17 protein-coding genes are annotated in these 14718 nt (G+C 67.9%); 6 read left to right on the top strand and 11 right to left on the bottom strand.

From position 1 onward, the window contains the following. Positions 1 to 112: 112 nt before the first annotated feature. A complete protein-coding gene (locus EV646_RS27450) occupies positions 113 to 1156 on the bottom strand; it encodes a fatty acid desaturase family protein (protein ID WP_132153545.1) in 1044 nt (347 codons plus the stop codon). Positions 1157 to 1386: 230 nt separating this feature from the next. Between EV646_RS27450 and EV646_RS27455 the strand changes: the two genes are divergently transcribed. Both EV646_RS27455 and EV646_RS27460 read left to right on the top strand, forming a co-directional pair. Then, positions 1387 to 2682, top strand: coding sequence for a sensor histidine kinase (locus tag EV646_RS27455; protein ID WP_132153547.1), 1296 nt, complete (start codon positions 1387 to 1389; stop codon positions 2680 to 2682). Then, entirely contained in the window at positions 2634 to 3281 is a 648-nt protein-coding gene (locus EV646_RS27460) for a response regulator (RefSeq protein WP_132153549.1), read from the top strand. Before EV646_RS27455 ends, EV646_RS27460 begins: the two co-directional genes overlap by 49 nt. Before the next feature lie 9 nt (positions 3282 to 3290). Here the strand turns inward: EV646_RS27460 and EV646_RS27465 are convergent, their stop codons facing one another. Genes EV646_RS27465 through EV646_RS27475 form a run of 3 tightly spaced genes read right to left on the bottom strand, consistent with a single transcriptional unit; the run spans position 3291 to position 5745 of the window. Next, entirely contained in the window at positions 3291 to 4031 is a 741-nt protein-coding gene (locus EV646_RS27465) for an amino acid ABC transporter ATP-binding protein (protein ID WP_132153551.1), read from the bottom strand. Then, entirely contained in the window at positions 4028 to 4879 is an 852-nt protein-coding gene (locus EV646_RS27470) for an amino acid ABC transporter permease (RefSeq protein WP_241996364.1), read from the bottom strand. Before EV646_RS27470 ends, EV646_RS27465 begins: the two co-directional genes overlap by 4 nt. An 11-nt stretch (positions 4880 to 4890) precedes the next feature. Continuing rightward, a complete protein-coding gene (locus EV646_RS27475; protein ID WP_132153553.1) occupies positions 4891 to 5745 on the bottom strand; it encodes an ABC transporter substrate-binding protein in 855 nt (284 codons plus the stop codon). 83 nt (positions 5746 to 5828) lie between these two features. On the opposite strand from EV646_RS27475, the gene EV646_RS27480 reads away from it, so the two are divergent. Next, a complete protein-coding gene (locus EV646_RS27480) occupies positions 5829 to 7076 on the top strand; it encodes a RelA/SpoT domain-containing protein (protein ID WP_132153555.1) in 1248 nt (415 codons plus the stop codon). On the opposite strand, the gene EV646_RS27485 is transcribed toward EV646_RS27480, so the two are convergent. Then, entirely contained in the window at positions 7073 to 7741 is a 669-nt protein-coding gene (locus EV646_RS27485) for a helix-turn-helix domain-containing protein (protein WP_241996365.1), read from the bottom strand. The two genes, EV646_RS27480 and EV646_RS27485, sit on opposite strands and share 4 nt — an antisense overlap. Here EV646_RS27485 and EV646_RS27490 point away from each other — a divergent pair. Continuing rightward, on the top strand, positions 7712 to 7942 hold the full coding sequence (locus EV646_RS27490; protein WP_241996366.1) for a phytanoyl-CoA dioxygenase family protein: 231 nt from the start codon (positions 7712 to 7714) through the stop codon (positions 7940 to 7942). The genes EV646_RS27485 and EV646_RS27490 overlap by 30 nt on opposite strands. Here EV646_RS27490 and EV646_RS27495 read toward each other — a convergent pair. The 6 genes from EV646_RS27495 to EV646_RS27520 all read right to left on the bottom strand — a co-directional run bounded on the left by EV646_RS27495 (position 7921) and on the right by EV646_RS27520 (position 13534). Then, on the bottom strand, positions 7921 to 8922 hold the full coding sequence (locus EV646_RS27495; protein ID WP_132153559.1) for an aminoglycoside phosphotransferase/kinase family protein: 1002 nt from the start codon (positions 8920 to 8922) through the stop codon (positions 7921 to 7923). The genes EV646_RS27490 and EV646_RS27495 overlap by 22 nt on opposite strands. Positions 8923 to 9064: 142 nt before the next feature. Then, the gene (locus tag EV646_RS27500; protein WP_132153561.1) at positions 9065 to 10108 is read right to left on the bottom strand and encodes a zeta toxin family protein; all 1044 of its coding nucleotides are present in this window, start codon (positions 10106 to 10108) and stop codon (positions 9065 to 9067) included. Beyond that, positions 10105 to 10410 (bottom strand): hypothetical protein, encoded by a 306-nt coding sequence (locus EV646_RS27505; protein WP_132153563.1) that lies wholly within the window; start codon positions 10408 to 10410, stop codon positions 10105 to 10107. Before EV646_RS27505 ends, EV646_RS27500 begins: the two co-directional genes overlap by 4 nt. Positions 10411 to 10420: 10 nt before the next feature. Beyond that, positions 10421 to 12196 (bottom strand): 3-hydroxyacyl-CoA dehydrogenase family protein, encoded by a 1776-nt coding sequence (locus EV646_RS27510; RefSeq protein ID WP_132153565.1) that lies wholly within the window; start codon positions 12194 to 12196, stop codon positions 10421 to 10423. A 151-nt stretch (positions 12197 to 12347) separates the two neighbouring features. Then, positions 12348 to 13214 (bottom strand): methyltransferase domain-containing protein, encoded by an 867-nt coding sequence (locus EV646_RS27515; RefSeq protein WP_132153567.1) that lies wholly within the window; start codon positions 13212 to 13214, stop codon positions 12348 to 12350. Further along, positions 13211 to 13534 (bottom strand): hypothetical protein, encoded by a 324-nt coding sequence (locus EV646_RS27520; protein ID WP_132153569.1) that lies wholly within the window; start codon positions 13532 to 13534, stop codon positions 13211 to 13213. Before EV646_RS27520 ends, EV646_RS27515 begins: the two co-directional genes overlap by 4 nt. Positions 13535 to 13606: 72 nt before the next feature. Between EV646_RS27520 and nucS the strand changes: the two genes are divergently transcribed. Together nucS and EV646_RS27530 are read left to right on the top strand one after the other, a co-directional pair. Further along, the gene (gene nucS, locus EV646_RS27525; protein ID WP_132153571.1) at positions 13607 to 14266 is read left to right on the top strand and encodes an endonuclease NucS; all 660 of its coding nucleotides are present in this window, start codon (positions 13607 to 13609) and stop codon (positions 14264 to 14266) included. Positions 14267 to 14375: 109 nt separating this feature from the next. After that, complete coding sequence (locus EV646_RS27530) at positions 14376 to 14657, top strand: hypothetical protein (protein WP_241996367.1); 282 nt, start codon at positions 14376 to 14378, stop codon at positions 14655 to 14657. Positions 14658 to 14718: the final 61 nt, after the last annotated feature.

A 14718-nucleotide genomic window follows, 5' to 3' on the forward strand; every position in this document is an offset into this window, starting at 1 on the left:
TGGGCGGCCCCGAGAGCAGGAACCGTAACCGATCCGCCACCCGGGCGCCGCACCTCGTGAAGTTTTTTCCTGAGCAACACGGGGAAACCCGCATCGCCGCGCCGAACGACGGTCAGCGCTGGTCGCGGAGCTCGCTGCCGACCTCGTGCATGTGCTGCAGACCCATCCGGTACGACTCGACCAGCCCGGTGCTCAGGTAGGGCATGCCGATCCGTTCGCAGTACGCGCGGACGATCGGCTGGGCGAAGCGCAGGTTCGCCCGCGGCATGCTCGGGAAGAGGTGATGCTCGATCTGGTAGTTCAGCCCACCCATCATCCAGTCGGTGACCAGACCGCCGTTCACGTTCCGCGAGGTCAGCACCTGCTTCTCCAGGTGACCCCACTGCTCGTCACCGTCGGGCATCTCCATGCCCTTGTGGTTCGGCGCGAACACGCTGCCGAGGTGCAGGCCGAAGATCATGTGGTGGATCAGCGCGAACAGCACCGCCTGGCCCGGCGACATGATCAGGAAGAGGGCGGTGAAGTACAGCACCAGGTGGGCGGCCATCAGGCCGAGCTCGACCTGGGCCTCGCGGCGCGGGCGGCCCAGCAGGAAGCGAATGCTGGAGACCTTGAGGTTGAATCCCTCGAGCGTAAGCAGCGGGAAGAAGATCTTCGCCTGGTTACGGCTCAGCCAGCCGTGCACGCCGGTGCGGCCCTCGGCCTGCTCGAGCGTCCAGACCAGCACGCCTTCGCCGACGTCCGGATCCTTGTCCGTGTGGTTCGGGTTGGCGTGGTGCCGGTTGTGTTTGTCGTTCCACCAGCCGTAGCTCATCCCGAGCAGCAGGTTGCCGTGCAGCATGCCGATCCAGTCGTGCAGCTTGCGCGAGCCCGCGATCTGCTGGTGACCTGCGTCGTGGCCGAAGAACGCGGCCCGGGTGGTGAGGATGCCGAGCGGGATCGCGAGGAAGAGCACCCACCAGGAGCTGCCCAGGATCGCGATCCCCGCCCAGGTCGCGGCCATCAGGGCGAGGTTGATGCCGATTGCCATCGCGTAGGCCGCCGTACGACGCTCGAGCAGCCCGGCGGATTTGATCTCCCGCAGGAGGGGCGCGAAGTCGCTGCCCTTGGTGGCAAGGCGCGTGGAAGTAGCGGGTGATGCCAATGGCTGAGCCATTCAGGTCCTCGTCTCAGAGCGGTGGGGGCCTAGGCGTACAGCCACGGCCAGCGTACGTCATCAAGCCTCGTCGCCCTAACGGCTGAGCACACTCCTGCCAGCACCCGGATCGGCCGGGGTGCAAACTCCCGGGAACAGAGGGGGGTTAGCCCCACTGCCCAGAGCCTTACGCTCGGTCATGATGGTGGATGCCGGGCCACGCCGTACCGGCTCTGGACACGGGAGAGACCATGACGACCATTGCCACACAGTCGCCGCCGATGCGGTATCCCAAGCTTGCGCAGCCGTGGGTCGCGCTGTTCCTGGCGATTCTGGCTGAGCTCGGGATCGCCTTCTTCGTGCTGAACGTGGTGGCCGTGCCGCTGATCGCGGTCTGGGTCGGTATCCCGATGCTGCTCGCTTTCGTGCCGGCCACTCGCTGGTTCGCGAACTGCCACCGGACCATGTTGGCCGGTGTCCTCGGCGAGCCGATTCCACGGCCGTACAAGAAGCCACCGATGCCAGGCGTGTTGATGTGGCTGCGGACCACGCTGACCGACCCGGCGACCTGGCGCGACATCGCCTGGCTGCTGGTGAACGCGGTCGTCGGGTTCACGCTGAATCTGCTGTCCGCCGTCCTGTTCCTGGCCGGGCTCTTCTACCTGGTCTATCCGCTGCTCGTCGGCGTCACGCCGGAGGGCGTCTTCACCGAGCCGTTGGGCGGACTGTTCACGGTGAACTTCTGGACCAGCTTCCTGCTGCTGCCGGTCGCCCTGCTGGCGTTCCTGATCTGGCAGGCCGCCGGCGAGCGGCTGCTGAAGGCGAACGCGTTCATGGCCCGGTCGCTGCTCGGCCCGACCGAGAGCGCCAAGCTGGCGATCCGGGTCCGGGAGCTGGCCGAGTCCCGGGCCGAGACCGTCGACACTCAGGCGGCCGAGCTGCGCCGGATCGAGCGCGACCTGCACGACGGCGCCCAGGCCCGGCTGGCCGCGCTGAGCATGAACCTCGGTATGGCCGAGGAGATGGTCGCTCGCGACCCGGCGCAGGCGGCGGCTCTGCTGACGGAGGCGCGCGAATCCGCGAGTACGGCGCTGTCCGAGCTGCGCGACCTGGTCCGTGGGATCCACCCGCCGGTGCTGGCCGACCGCGGGCTGGAAGGTGCGGTCAAGGCGCTCGCGCTGTCCTGCCCGTTCAAGGTCGACGTCACCTTCGACGTGCCGGGGCGACCACCAGCGCCAGTCGAGTCGGCGGCGTACTTCGCGATCGCAGAGGCGCTGGCGAACGCCGTGAAGTACTCGGCGGCGACGACGGCCTGGGTCCAGATCACCCATGAGCAGGAGAAGCTGCACATGATCGTCGGCGACGACGGCGTGGGAGGTGCGGAGGTCAAGCCCGGTGGGGGTCTGTACGGTATCGAGCGGCGGCTGGCCGCCTTCGACGGTACGTTGACCGTGGTGAGCCCGACGGGCGGGCCGACCACCGTGATCATGGAGCTGCCTTGCGAGTCCTCATCGCTGAAGACCACGCCCTCCTCCGGGACGGCCTGATCCGCCTGCTGGAGGCGCACGACTTCGAGGTCGTCGAGGCGGTCGACAACGGTCCCCGGCTGGTGCCCGCGCTGGTGGAGCACCGGCCGGATGTGGCCGTGGTCGACGTACGGCTGCCACCGACGTTCACCGACGAGGGGCTGAAGGCCGCGATCGAGGCGCGCCGGCAGGTGCCGGGGCTGCCGATCCTGGTGTTGTCGCAGTACGTCGAGCAGCTGTACGCGCGGGAACTGCTGACCGGCGGCGGAGGCGCGGTCGGCTACCTGCTGAAGGACCGGGTCTCGAACGTCGCCGAGTTCCTGGATTCGGTACGACGGGTCGCGGGCGGCGGCACGGCGATGGACCCGGACGTGATCGGCCAACTGCTGGCCCGCAACACTCGCGACGAACCGATCAGCCGGCTCACGCCGCGGGAGTCCGAGGTCCTCGGCCTGATGGCGGAAGGTCGCTCCAACGCCGCCATCGCCAACGCCCTCTTCGTCACCGAGAAGGCAGTCAGCAAACACACCAACAACATCTTCGCCAAACTCGACCTGCCACCCTCAGAAGACGACAACCGCCGGGTGATGGCGGTCCTCACCTACCTGTCGTCACGCTGACGAAACCGGTCACCCCTCGCGCTGGCGGATTCGGCTGAGGAATTCGCGGGTGCGGGGCTCGCGGGGGTTTCCGAAGAGCTGGTCGGGCGGGCCGATCTCCAACGGACGCCCGTGGTGCAGGAAGCACACCTGGTCGGCGACCTCTCGCGCGAACGCCATCTCGTGGGTGCAGATGAGCATGGTGATGCCGTCGGAGCGCAGGTCGCGGAGCAAGTCGAGGACTTCGCCGACCAGTTCCGGGTCCAGCGCCGAGGTGATCTCGTCGAGCAGCATCAGCGCCGGCGAGTTCACCAGCGCCCGCGCGATCGCGGCACGCTGCTGCTGACCACCTGACAGCTCGTCCGGCTTCGCCGACGCCTTGTCCGCGAGCCCAACCCGGTCGAGCACCTCGAGTGCCCGCGCCCGCGCGACATCCCGGCGTACTCGATGAACTCGGATCGGGGCCAGCGTGACGTTGTCGAGCACCGAGAGATGCGGAAACAGGTTGTAGGACTGGAAGACGACGCCGATACCGGACCGGATCTTGTCGGCGTCGGCCCGCGGATCGGTGATGTCCACACCGTTCAGCGAGATCACGCCGTCGTCGACGGTCTCGAGCAGGTTGACGCAGCGCAGCAGCGTCGACTTCCCCGATCCCGACGCGCCGATCAGTACGACGCACGAGCCTTCGTCGACGTCCAGATCGAAGTCGTCGAGTACGACGTTCGCGCCGTACGCCTTCCGCACTCCCCGCAGCGACAGCAGGCTCACACCGGACCACCTCCCCCGCCGTACCAGCCTTGTCGGCGGGCGACGTAATCGGTCAGCCGGGTCAGCGGGATCGTCAGCGCGACGAAGAGCAGCCCGGCCACGACGTACGGCGTGAAGTTGAAGTCGATCGCCGTCTCGAGCTGGGCCGCGCGGATCGCGTCGATCACCCCGAGGACCGCGATCAGCCCGGAGTCCTTCTGCAGGCTGACGAAGTCGTTCAGCAACGGCGGCAGAACCCGGCGCACGGCTTGCGGCAGTACGACGAAGCGCAACGTCTGCCGATACGACAAGCCCAGCGACCGCGCGGCCGCTCGTTGCGACGGGTGCACCGATTCGATGCCCGCGCGAAACACCTCGGCGACGTACGACGAATAGGTCAGCACCAAAGCGGCGCCACCCCAGATCACCGCCTGGTTCGGGAGACCGCGCAGTTGCAGCGCAGGCACGCCGAAGCCGAGCAGGAAGATCACCAGCAGCAGCGGCAACCCGCGGAACACATCCGTGTACGCCGCGGCGAACACGCGGAGCGGGAAGAAGATCGGCCCGCGCAGGGTCCGCATGATCGCCAGCGCCATCCCGATGATCACGATCAGGACGGCGCAGACCAGCATCACCCGGATGTTCAGCCAGAGGCCCTGCGCGACGGTCGGCAGCGCCTGCCAGCCGCGGTGGACGTCGAAGAACGTGTCCCGCACCCGCGGCCAGCCCGGCGTCGAGCCGATGCCGACGGCAACCACCACCAGCACCACGATCGAGCTCACCGCCGCGATCAGGGTGGACCGCTGCGCCCGCCGGCGCCGGTACGCGATCCGTTCCTGCTGCAGCGCCGACGGTCGCCAGTCGCTCACACCGGAGGAGCTCACGAGAGCTCGGGCGCGCCTGACTCGGTCAGGTACTGCTTCTGGAGATTGGCCAGCGTGCCGTCGGCCTTCAGCGCGTCGACTGCCTGGGAGATGCAGCCGGTCAGCTTGGAGCCCTTTTCGAGCACGAAGCCGAACTGCTCGGTCTGCCCCGCCGCCGGCAACTGCCCGACGATCTTGCCGTTGTCGAGCTGCGCCGCGGTCATGTAGAACGCGGTCGGCAGGTCCACCACGATCCCGTCGATCTGCTTGTTCTTCAGCGCCTGCACGGCGAGGTCGTTGGTGTCGTACGGCGCTGCCGTCTGCTTCGGCTTGATCTGGTCGCGGATCGCCGTGTAGCTCGTCGTACCGACCTGGGCGCCCAGCTTGGCGTCGGCGAGATCGGCGATGGACTTGGCCCCGGCGATCTTGCTGCCCGCGGTGGTGATGACGGTCTGCCGGACGTCGTAGTACCCGGAGGAGAAATCGACCGCCTTGCGCCGGTCGTCCGAGATCGACACCTGGTTGACGTCGAGGTCGAACTTCTTCGGCCCCGGCGCGAACGCGGTGTTGAACTGGACCGTCTGCCACTTCACCTCGGCCGCCTCGAACCCGAGCTTCTTCGCCACCGCGTAGGTGACCGCCGACTCGTAGCCCTTGCCGTTGCTCGGGTCGTTGTTGCTGAACCAGGGCTCGTACGCCGGCTTGTCGGTACCGACGGCCAAGGTGCCTGCCGTCTTCACCGCCAGCTTGTCCTTGGTACAAGCGTCCGCCGCCGACGGGGACGACGTACCGCTGGAGCTGTCTTCCGGCGCGCAGGCCCCGAGACCCAGCACGAGGAACAGGGCCGCCACCACCGTCACAGAACGAGTCATAGTGAGCAGAGTAAAGCCTCCGCGAGCCCAGCCTGCGCACCGTCCCACCACTACAGTGGGGGACCCGGCACGAGGTGGGGACTATGGACCTGATCGACGAATTCATCGCGCAGTACACCAAGGAGTACGACTTCTACGCCGAGGCCAGCCGGCTGGCCGCCGAGATGCTCGAGTCCGATCTGCGGGCCGCCGGAGTCCGCTCGCTGGTCACCTTCCGGGCGAAGTCGATCACCCGGCTGGAAGAGAAGTGCCGCAAGCGCCACCGCGGGAAGAAGTACCAGACCCCGGCCCAGATCTACGACGACATCGTGGATCTGGCCGGCGTGCGGGTCGCTCTCTACTACCCGGACGAGTCGGACCAGCTCGACAAGGCCATCGGCCGGCTGTTCCGGCCACTCGAGCCGAAGAAGGAGTTCGCACCAGGCGCGTCGACGCAGCCGAACAGGTTCCCCGGGTACACCGCGACGCACTATCGGGTCCAGCTCGCGGAGTCTGATCTGTCGGAGTCGCAGCAGCGGTACAGCTTGGCGCGGATCGAGATCCAGGTCGCCTCGGTGCTGATGCACGCGTGGTCCGAAGTCGAGCATGACCTGATCTACAAACCGTTGCAGGGCGAACTGTCGGAGCAGGAACACCGGATCCTCGATCAGCTGAACGGCCTGGTGCATGCGGGTGAGGTCGCCCTCCAGCTGCTGCAGAAGGCAGCCGAGCTCAGGGTCTCCAGCGGCGAGCGGGTGATCACCAATCACTACGATCTGGCGGCGTTCCTGCTCAACCGCATCGGCATGCATTCCGAGGAGCCGGTCACCGACGCCGAGCTCGGCCGGGTCGACCTGCTCTTCGAACTGCTGCTGGCGCTGGACCTGAACACCCCTACGGCGCTCGATCCCTACCTCGAGATCCTGCAGATCGAGCTGGAGCGCCGGCCGATCGCCGAGCAGCTCGTCGACGGGCTGCTCGGCGACAACCTGGGCCGCTACACCCTCTACCGGCGCATCCGGGAAGACCACCAACCGCCGGGCGGCCGTCCGGTGACGGAGTCCCAGGCGTACGACGAAAGCGGGCGGTTCCTGGCTGAGTGGAGCGAGTTCGAGGCGGACGTTCGCGACCATGTCGGACCGATGCAGCTCCGCGGTGCGCCGATCATGTGGATCTTGCAGCAGTCCGATCTGCTGACCGAGGACGAACAGGACGAGATCACCTGGCTTCGCAGGGTCCGCAACCACATCGTCCACGGCGAGATGCCGTCCGTCTCGCTGTTGGAGCGGGCAAGCTCACAATTGGCCGCGATCACCTCGGATCTCCGGCAGCGCCGATCCCAATCGGCCTAACGGCGGTAGGCGGTCGGGCTGGTGCCGGTGTGCCGGCGGAAGCGGGTGGAAAAATAGAGCGGATCCGGGTACCCGACCTCGGCCGCGATGGACGCGATCGACCGCCGGGTGAGTTCGAGTAGCCGGCAGGCGGCGTCCAGGCGCCGGCGTTCGACGAACTGCCGCGGACTGACACCGAGCTGCTCCCGGAACAGATGCGCGAACCTCGACACTGACAGGTTGACCGCCCGCGCCAACCCGGGGACGTCCAACTGAGCCTTGAGGTCCTGGTCGATCAGCTCGATGACACGCAGCAGTCGATCATCGATCCGCACCGCCTTGGGATTCTGAGTGTCACACCAGAGCAGTGCGGCTTCGAGGGCGTTCGCGCTCAGCTGCTCGCCCTGCGGTAGGACACTGTGTTGATGCCGTACGGCGTCGCGAAGCCGACTGGCGATCCGCTCAGCGGCAGGTGCGGCCGGCCGAAGCTGAAGGATGCCGGAGGCAACTTCCGGCCAGTCGAGCAGGGGCAGCCAGTCCGGCTTGGGATGCAGATGCGCATAGAGGAAGTGCCACCGCTCACCCCGCGTCCCGTAGTCGTGCGGAGTGCCCGGCCGGACGAGGACGATCGTGCCCAGCTCCGCGTCGAGATCCGGATGCGGGCGGGCGACGTGCTGTTCTTCCATGGCAGCGTCGTCCATGGTTCACGCCCGAACACGTCGGCCGACCGCTTCCGCCGCTCGCTGATCTTCCACTACGTGCCCGAGGCAAGCACCGAGATCGCAGCCTTCTACAACCCGCTGGTCCGACCCGACCGTCGCCCGGCCACACTCAATGCAGCCGTCGGCGGCGGCCCCTGCGGCGACTACGCGGAAGCCGAGCCGTAAGCCCTGACCAGCGCGTCCAGCCAGTACTCGACGTTCTCGACCCAGGCCGCGCACTCGATCTCGTCCGCGTGCCGCAGCAGCCGATGCCACGACACCATCCGATGCACCGTGTGCAGCGGCTCGGCGATCTCCAGCTCGCTGCGTAGTACGTCGATGGGCGCGAGGTCCGACCACTTCTCCAGGTACGCCGTCACGACGTGATCGTCGACATCCTCACGCACAGCGGCCAACGTGGCGAACGGATGACCCCAAACCGCGTCACCGAAGTCGAAGAAATGGTACGGCCCGGCCGGATCGGGCCTGAAGACATTCCGCGCATGCAGGTCGTTCTGATCAAGAGCCATCGGTACGACGCCCGGCAGCGACTTCTCCACCTCGGCCACACCGTCGGCTGCACGTCGTAGGCCGGACAGGATCTCCGGGCCCGGGCGCAGCGGATGGTCAATCGTCAAAGCGTTGAACCAATCAGCCACAAGGCTCACGGCCTCGGGCAAACGGGACGGCTCGAGCGAGGTCAACCCGCTGGCGAGCAGTGCGTCCTCAACCCCAACGGTGTCGCGCTGGAATTCGGCGTACTCGAGGACGAGCCGGCGCCAATCCGCGCCCTCCTGATCGCCGAGCACAGGGCCTTGGTCGGCCGTCAGCAACCAGCCGCGGTCCGGATCGATCGCGAGTGGCGCAACGACGTGCTGCGGTAGGACATCTGCCAGCGCACCGATCAGAGCGGCCTCGAACGCCTGCCCGGGATTGTTCTCCTTGAACCAGAACCAGCCGTGGTCCGTCGGATAGCACCAGACTGCTGCCCAGAAGCGGATCTTGTACGGCACCGGTGCGCCGGAGACAGCGACTCCGCCGGCGGCCAAGCGCTCTCGCACCCAGCCGTCGGCGTCGGCGAACCAGTCGTCACCGGTCCAACGTCGTACCCATTGCCCCTCGGCATCGGCACGCAACGCCATCGGCTCCAGCACACGTCTTTCCACCCGCCCGAGCCTAGGCCGTCGACCGCGGACTTCGGGACAGGTTTTCAGCCACTGCAGCCACCGCGCCTCGAACGCAACACCGCTCGGAGTCTGTACGACGTTGCGCACGCTCCACACCCCGCCCAACCGGAACCGGTCGTCCTCATCTGTCGGTCTCGGCCCGCTGGCGCTGACTGCCGGTGGGTGACCGGCCGGAGGTTCCGCGCGCGGTGGTCATGGCCGAGCTGGTCATCTGCGGGGGTGCGACGCCGGCGGCGGTGATTCGGTGGAGGGCGATCAGGCGCTGATCGAGGCGGTACAGGGGCGCCCGGGTGATGGGCTGTGGCGCGCCGCGCTGCGCATGCTTGTCCCACGTCCACCGAACCAGATCGGCGACCGGCTGCTCCAGGTCGGTCCGGTCCAGCAGCGGAACCGCCGTCGCGACGAACAGGTCGTGCTCTTCCTGCGTCGGCGGACGGTTGCGCTCGGCAAGCATTTCCTGCCTGGCAAGGTGCGGCGGCGGCATCCGGCCGTCGTCGCCGCGGTGGTTCTCGTACAGCACGTAGCCGTCCCGGTCGACGATGTACAGATCGTCGGCGTACGACGCGGCCTCGATCGCGAGGGCATTGTCCGGAATGGCGCGATCGGCGCGCGGACCCAGGCCGGGATCCACCACCCACCGGCCGATCCCGGTGTCGTCCCGCGCCAGCTGGTACCGGTTCGCCCGGCCGAGCGCGCTGTTGGCCTCGTTCGTCACGACGTAGACGAGCGGGACCCGGTAATCCACGGCGTGGAAACCGTCGATCCACCGCCTCGTCACGTCCGCGGTCTCGAGCGGCGCACTGGCGATCAGGTCGTACGGCGGGTCGCTGCGCCGGAGGTGATCCAGGCAGCGGGAGAACAGCTTGGGCGGCAGGTGCTGGACGACGAGTTCTTGGCCCATCAGACCGTGCTCCCGCATGATCGCGTCGTACCGGGGATGCGCCTTGGCGTCGTCGTCGTAGTCGTACACGGCGACCGAATCCGCGCCGAGCGACGCTTGCAGGAGCCACTGGATGGTCGACTTGCCCGTGCCCGGGGTACCTCCGATCAGCACAGCCATGGGATGCGCTCCGGCCTGCCGCACCGGCCGCTGCGGCGGAGTGATCTGGGCGAACCGCCAGGCGACCAGTGCTTCTGCCTCGTGCGCCGTCAGCTCGAGAGTCATCTGTCGATCTCGGCCCGCAACCGCCGGAGCAGCTCTGGGTAGGTGCGGATCACCTCGCGGCGTTCGTCGGCCGACATCGAGTGAAGGCGGCGGAGCTCGGCGTCGTAAAAGGCGAGCTTGGCGGTCAGCTCCGTTCTGCGGCCGGTGTCGAGTTCGCGGTTGGCTAGCGTGTGGTAGCACGCGGCCACCGTCTCGATCAGGTTCCGGACCCGCTCGCGCTCAACCCGCTCCTCGTCGTTCGGCGGAACGACCGGGTCACCGCCGAGCGCCTCGGCGATGTGCTTGCGCTCCCCCTCGGGCATACCCCCAAGGTTAGCTGTAGTCGCGGAATCCTCGACCGGTTTTGCGGCCCAGGTAACCCGCCGTCACCAGATGTTCAAGGAGTGGTGCCGGGGCGAAGCCGGGCTCGCGGAACTCCAGGTAGAGCGTCCGCTGGATCGCCAGCGAGACGTCCAGGCCGACCACGTCGAGCAGTTCGAACGGGCCCATCGGGAGGCGGCAGCCGAGCTTCATCGCGGCGTCGATGTCGTCGACGTTCGAGTAGTGCGCCTCGAGCATCCGGACCGCGTCGTTCAGGTACGGGAACAGCAGCGCGTTGACGATGAACCCGGCCCGGTCGCCGCACCGCACCGGATGCTTGCCAGCGGCAACAGCCACCCCGGCGACCGTGTCGGCGACGTCGGGCGACGTGCTGACCGTGCTCACCACCTCGACCAGCTTCATCACCGGCGCCGGGTTGAAGAAGTGCAGGCCCACCACATCGGCCGGCCGCTTGGTCGCCATCGCGAGGTCGATGACTGGCAACGACGACGTCGTGGTGGCCAGGATCGCGCCTGGCTTGCAGATCTCGTCGAAGGTCTCGAACAGCGCCTGCTTGACGCTCAGCTCCTCGACCACAGCCTCGACCACCAGGTCGACACTCGCGAGGTCGTCGAGTTTCGCCGTACCGACGATCCGGCGGAGCGCTGCGTCCCGCTCTTCCGACGAGAGCTTGCCGCGCTGGACGCCCTTCTCCAGGGAGCGTTCCAGGCCGGCCCGGACCCGGTCGACCTTTTCGGTGCCGCGGGCAACATAAAGTACGTCGTACCCGGCCTTGGCGCAGACCTCGATGATGCCGACGGCCATCGTGCCGGAGCCGACCACACCGATCTGCTTGATCGGGCGGACCGCCGGCCCAGCGGTTGAAGTCGACGGGGTGTGCTCGTCGTCGACGACGACCGGCGAGTCCGGCGCCTCGTAGGTGTAGAAGCCGCGGCCGGTCTTGCGGCCGAGCAGGCCGGCGGTGACCATCTGCTTGAGGATCGGGGCCGGAGCGTGCAGGCGGTTGCGGCCCTGCTTGTACATCGTGTCGAGGATCTCGTACGCCGTGTCGAGGCCGATCAGGTCGAGCAGCGCGAGCGGGCCCATCGGGTAGCCGCAGCCCAGCCGCATCGCCGCGTCGACGTCCTCGCGGGTGGCGTAGCGCGATTCCACCATCGAGACCGCGTGGTTGAGGTAGCCGAACAGCAGGGCGTTCGCGATGAAGCCGGCGCGGTCGGCGGCGACCACCGGGACCTTGTCCAGGCGGCGGGCCAGGGCGAGGACGTCCTCGACCACGTCGGGCTCGGTGACGACAGTCTTGATCACCTCGACGAACTCCTGCACCGGCGCCGGGTTGAAGAAGTGCATGCCGACGACGCGTCGCGGCCGCTCGGTGGCGACCGAGATCTCGGTGACGGACAGCGACGAGGTGTTGGTGGCGAGGATGGCGTCCTCGCGGACCACCTTGTCCAGCGCGGCGAAGATCTCCCGCTTCAGCTCGAGCCGCTCGATCACCGCCTCGATGACCAGGTCGCAGTCGGCCAGCGCCTCCATCGAGGTGGCGAAGGTGACCCGGTCGAACAGCGCCTGCTGCTCCTCGACCGACAGCTTGCCGCGCTTCACCGCCCGGTCGGTCGAGTGCTGAATGTGCCCGCGGCCACGCTCGGCCGCGTCCTCGTCGCGCTCCACGCCGACCACGGTCAGCCCGTTCCGCGCGAACACCTCCGCAATCCCGGCGCCCATCGTGCCGAGTCCGACCACACCCACCGTCTTCAACTCACGACCCATGCCCCGCAGTGTGCCAGTACCACCACTGGTCCGCCCATGAGCTGAGTCACCCAAGAGTCAAACCTCACACCTCGTCAAACACCACCGGCGACCCGAACCCGCTCGATCGCGGCGAGCCCGTCACGCGACAGCAGGATGATCCCGGCGCGCATCACGAGCGTGTCGCCAGGACGTGGAACCAGGTGAAGTCGCCGCTCTGGCTACGCGCAAAGGTCTGGACGGTCCATCCGGTGGTAGTGAGCAGGTCCTGCAGGGGCTCCTCCTGCCAATGGACGAAATGGCGGGGTAGGTCGAGGCGCCGGTTCGACCACTCCTCCCCGTCGCCTTCGCGGGTGGCGAAGGCGAGGACTGGGGCGGCCTGCGCTGCCTTACGCAAAACCTGAGCCAGCTGGGTCCGGTCGAGGTGCAGGAAGACCGCGTCGGCGAAGATTGCGTCGTACGGGCCGCCGAAGTCGTCCGTGACCGCGTTCAGCAGCTCGGCGTCGTACCCGTCAGCGCGCATCATCTCGACGAAGGCCCGCGTGGCGTCAGTACGCCGTACGACGAAACCGCGCCGCTCCAGCTCGATCGCGTCGCGGCCGGTGCCGCTGCCGAGTTCGAGCACCCGCGCGCCCGGGGCGACGGCCTCGGCGAGCAGGTCGATCACCAGGTGGTTGGGCTCGGTGGGAATCGACTCCCGGAAGCGCTCGGCCGCCTGCTCGTACGTCGCCAGCGTCAGGTCGTTGTCATTCGGTACGACGCTCCACCCGTCGCCGCTGTGTTCGACAACCGCCGGCAACCGCAGCCCGAGGTCCACCCCGAGCAGTACGACGGTCTCGCCACGGTGGAGGTCGGCGATCGACTGCAGTTCGGCCTCGTCGGCTGACGGGATGACGGTCAGCCGGACGCCGAGCCGCTCAGCCAGGCGCTCGCCAACCGACGCTGCGGGCGGAGCGGCGTACACCTGGGCGATTCGTTCGGCGTCATCGACGGTGAGGTCGAGCGGCAACAGGATCCGGGCCGGGCAGATGAGGTTCATCCGCGGACGTAGTCCAGGGCCTCGGCGGCGTACGTCGGCCAGGACGAGGACTGAGCGAGCGGGATCAGCACCCACTCCTTCATCGGCTTGCCCATCCCCGGGTCGAACGGCTCCGCGCCGGGCAGCGTCAGCGCCTTCTCGCGTGGCTCCGGCGGCAGTTTGAACGTCATCGCGTCGCCGAACATCCCGGCGAGCACCTTGCGGCCGACCTTGAGGCACGGCATGCCGAACATGCTGCCGCGGGTCACCCCGGCGGACTCGAGCCCGGCCGCGACCACGTCGTACTCGGCGATCGCCTGTTCGCTGGTCTTCGGCATCATGCCCCCAGACTCCCACTCCAGACGGCCAGGCGATATGGGTTCCGGGCTGGTGGTGGACTACGGTGCTTTCTCGTGCGCTTGGTGATTGCTACGTGTTCTGTGGACTACTCCGGACGGCTGACGGCTCATCTGCCGATGGCGCCGCGGTTGCTGATGGTGAAGGCGGACGGGTCGGTGCTGATCCACGCCGACGGCGGGTCGTACAAACCGCTCAACTGGATGTCGCCGCCGTGCAAGCTGGTCGAGGAGGACGCCGTCTGGAGCGTCACCAACAAGGCCGGCGAGGAGCTGCGGATCACCATCGAGGAGGTGCACAGCGACACCGCCTACGACCTCGGCACCGACCCCGGGCTGATCAAGGACGGCGTCGAGGCGCACCTGCAGGAGTTGCTCGCCGAGCACGTCCACACCTTCGGCGACGGCTGGACGCTCGTACGGCGTGAGTACCCCACCGCGATCGGGCCCGTCGACCTGCTCTGCCGGGATGCCGACGGCAGGCACGTCGCCGTCGAGATCAAACGCAGGGGCGAAATCGACGGTGTCGAGCAGCTGACCAGATATGTCGAGCTGCTCAACCGCGACCCGCTGCTGGCCCCCGTCCGCGGCATCTTCGCCGCCCAGCTGATCAAGCCCCAGGCCAAGGTCCTCGCCACGGACCGAGGCCTGGAGTGCCTGACCGTCGACTACGACGCCCTCCGCGGCATGGAGTCCGACGTACTCCGTCTCTTCTGACCGGAGCCGCGGTTCCCCGGAACCGCGGAGTTTCTGTCAGAACAGTCAAATTTGCCCGATTTCGGGCAGATGCTTGGCTTTGACCGGCGAAACACTGCACAGTTGACGGGTGATCAGTGAGGCCACGGCGGGTCCGGTGGACGAACTCGCCGAACAGATCAGCCGGACCACGGGGCTCCCGCCGGAGGACGCACGGCGGGTGGTCGCCGACGTTCTGGCCTACTTCACCGAGACCACCGAAGAGTACGTCCGGCGCCGGCATCGCGAGCTGCAAACGTACGGCGCCCGCAACGACGAGATCTTCGCCCGGCTCGGCACCGAGCTGAAGACCCGCCCGGTCCGGTCCCCCGAACTCTCCGCCCGCCAGCTCCGACGGATCGTCTACGGCTGACGGCACCCCACGTGAGCCCGCCCCTGCGGCGGGCTTTCCCATGAGTGAACGACAACCTCCG

The organism is Kribbella antiqua (genome assembly GCF_004345665.1).
GTDB lineage: Bacteria > Actinomycetota > Actinomycetes > Propionibacteriales > Kribbellaceae > Kribbella > Kribbella antiqua.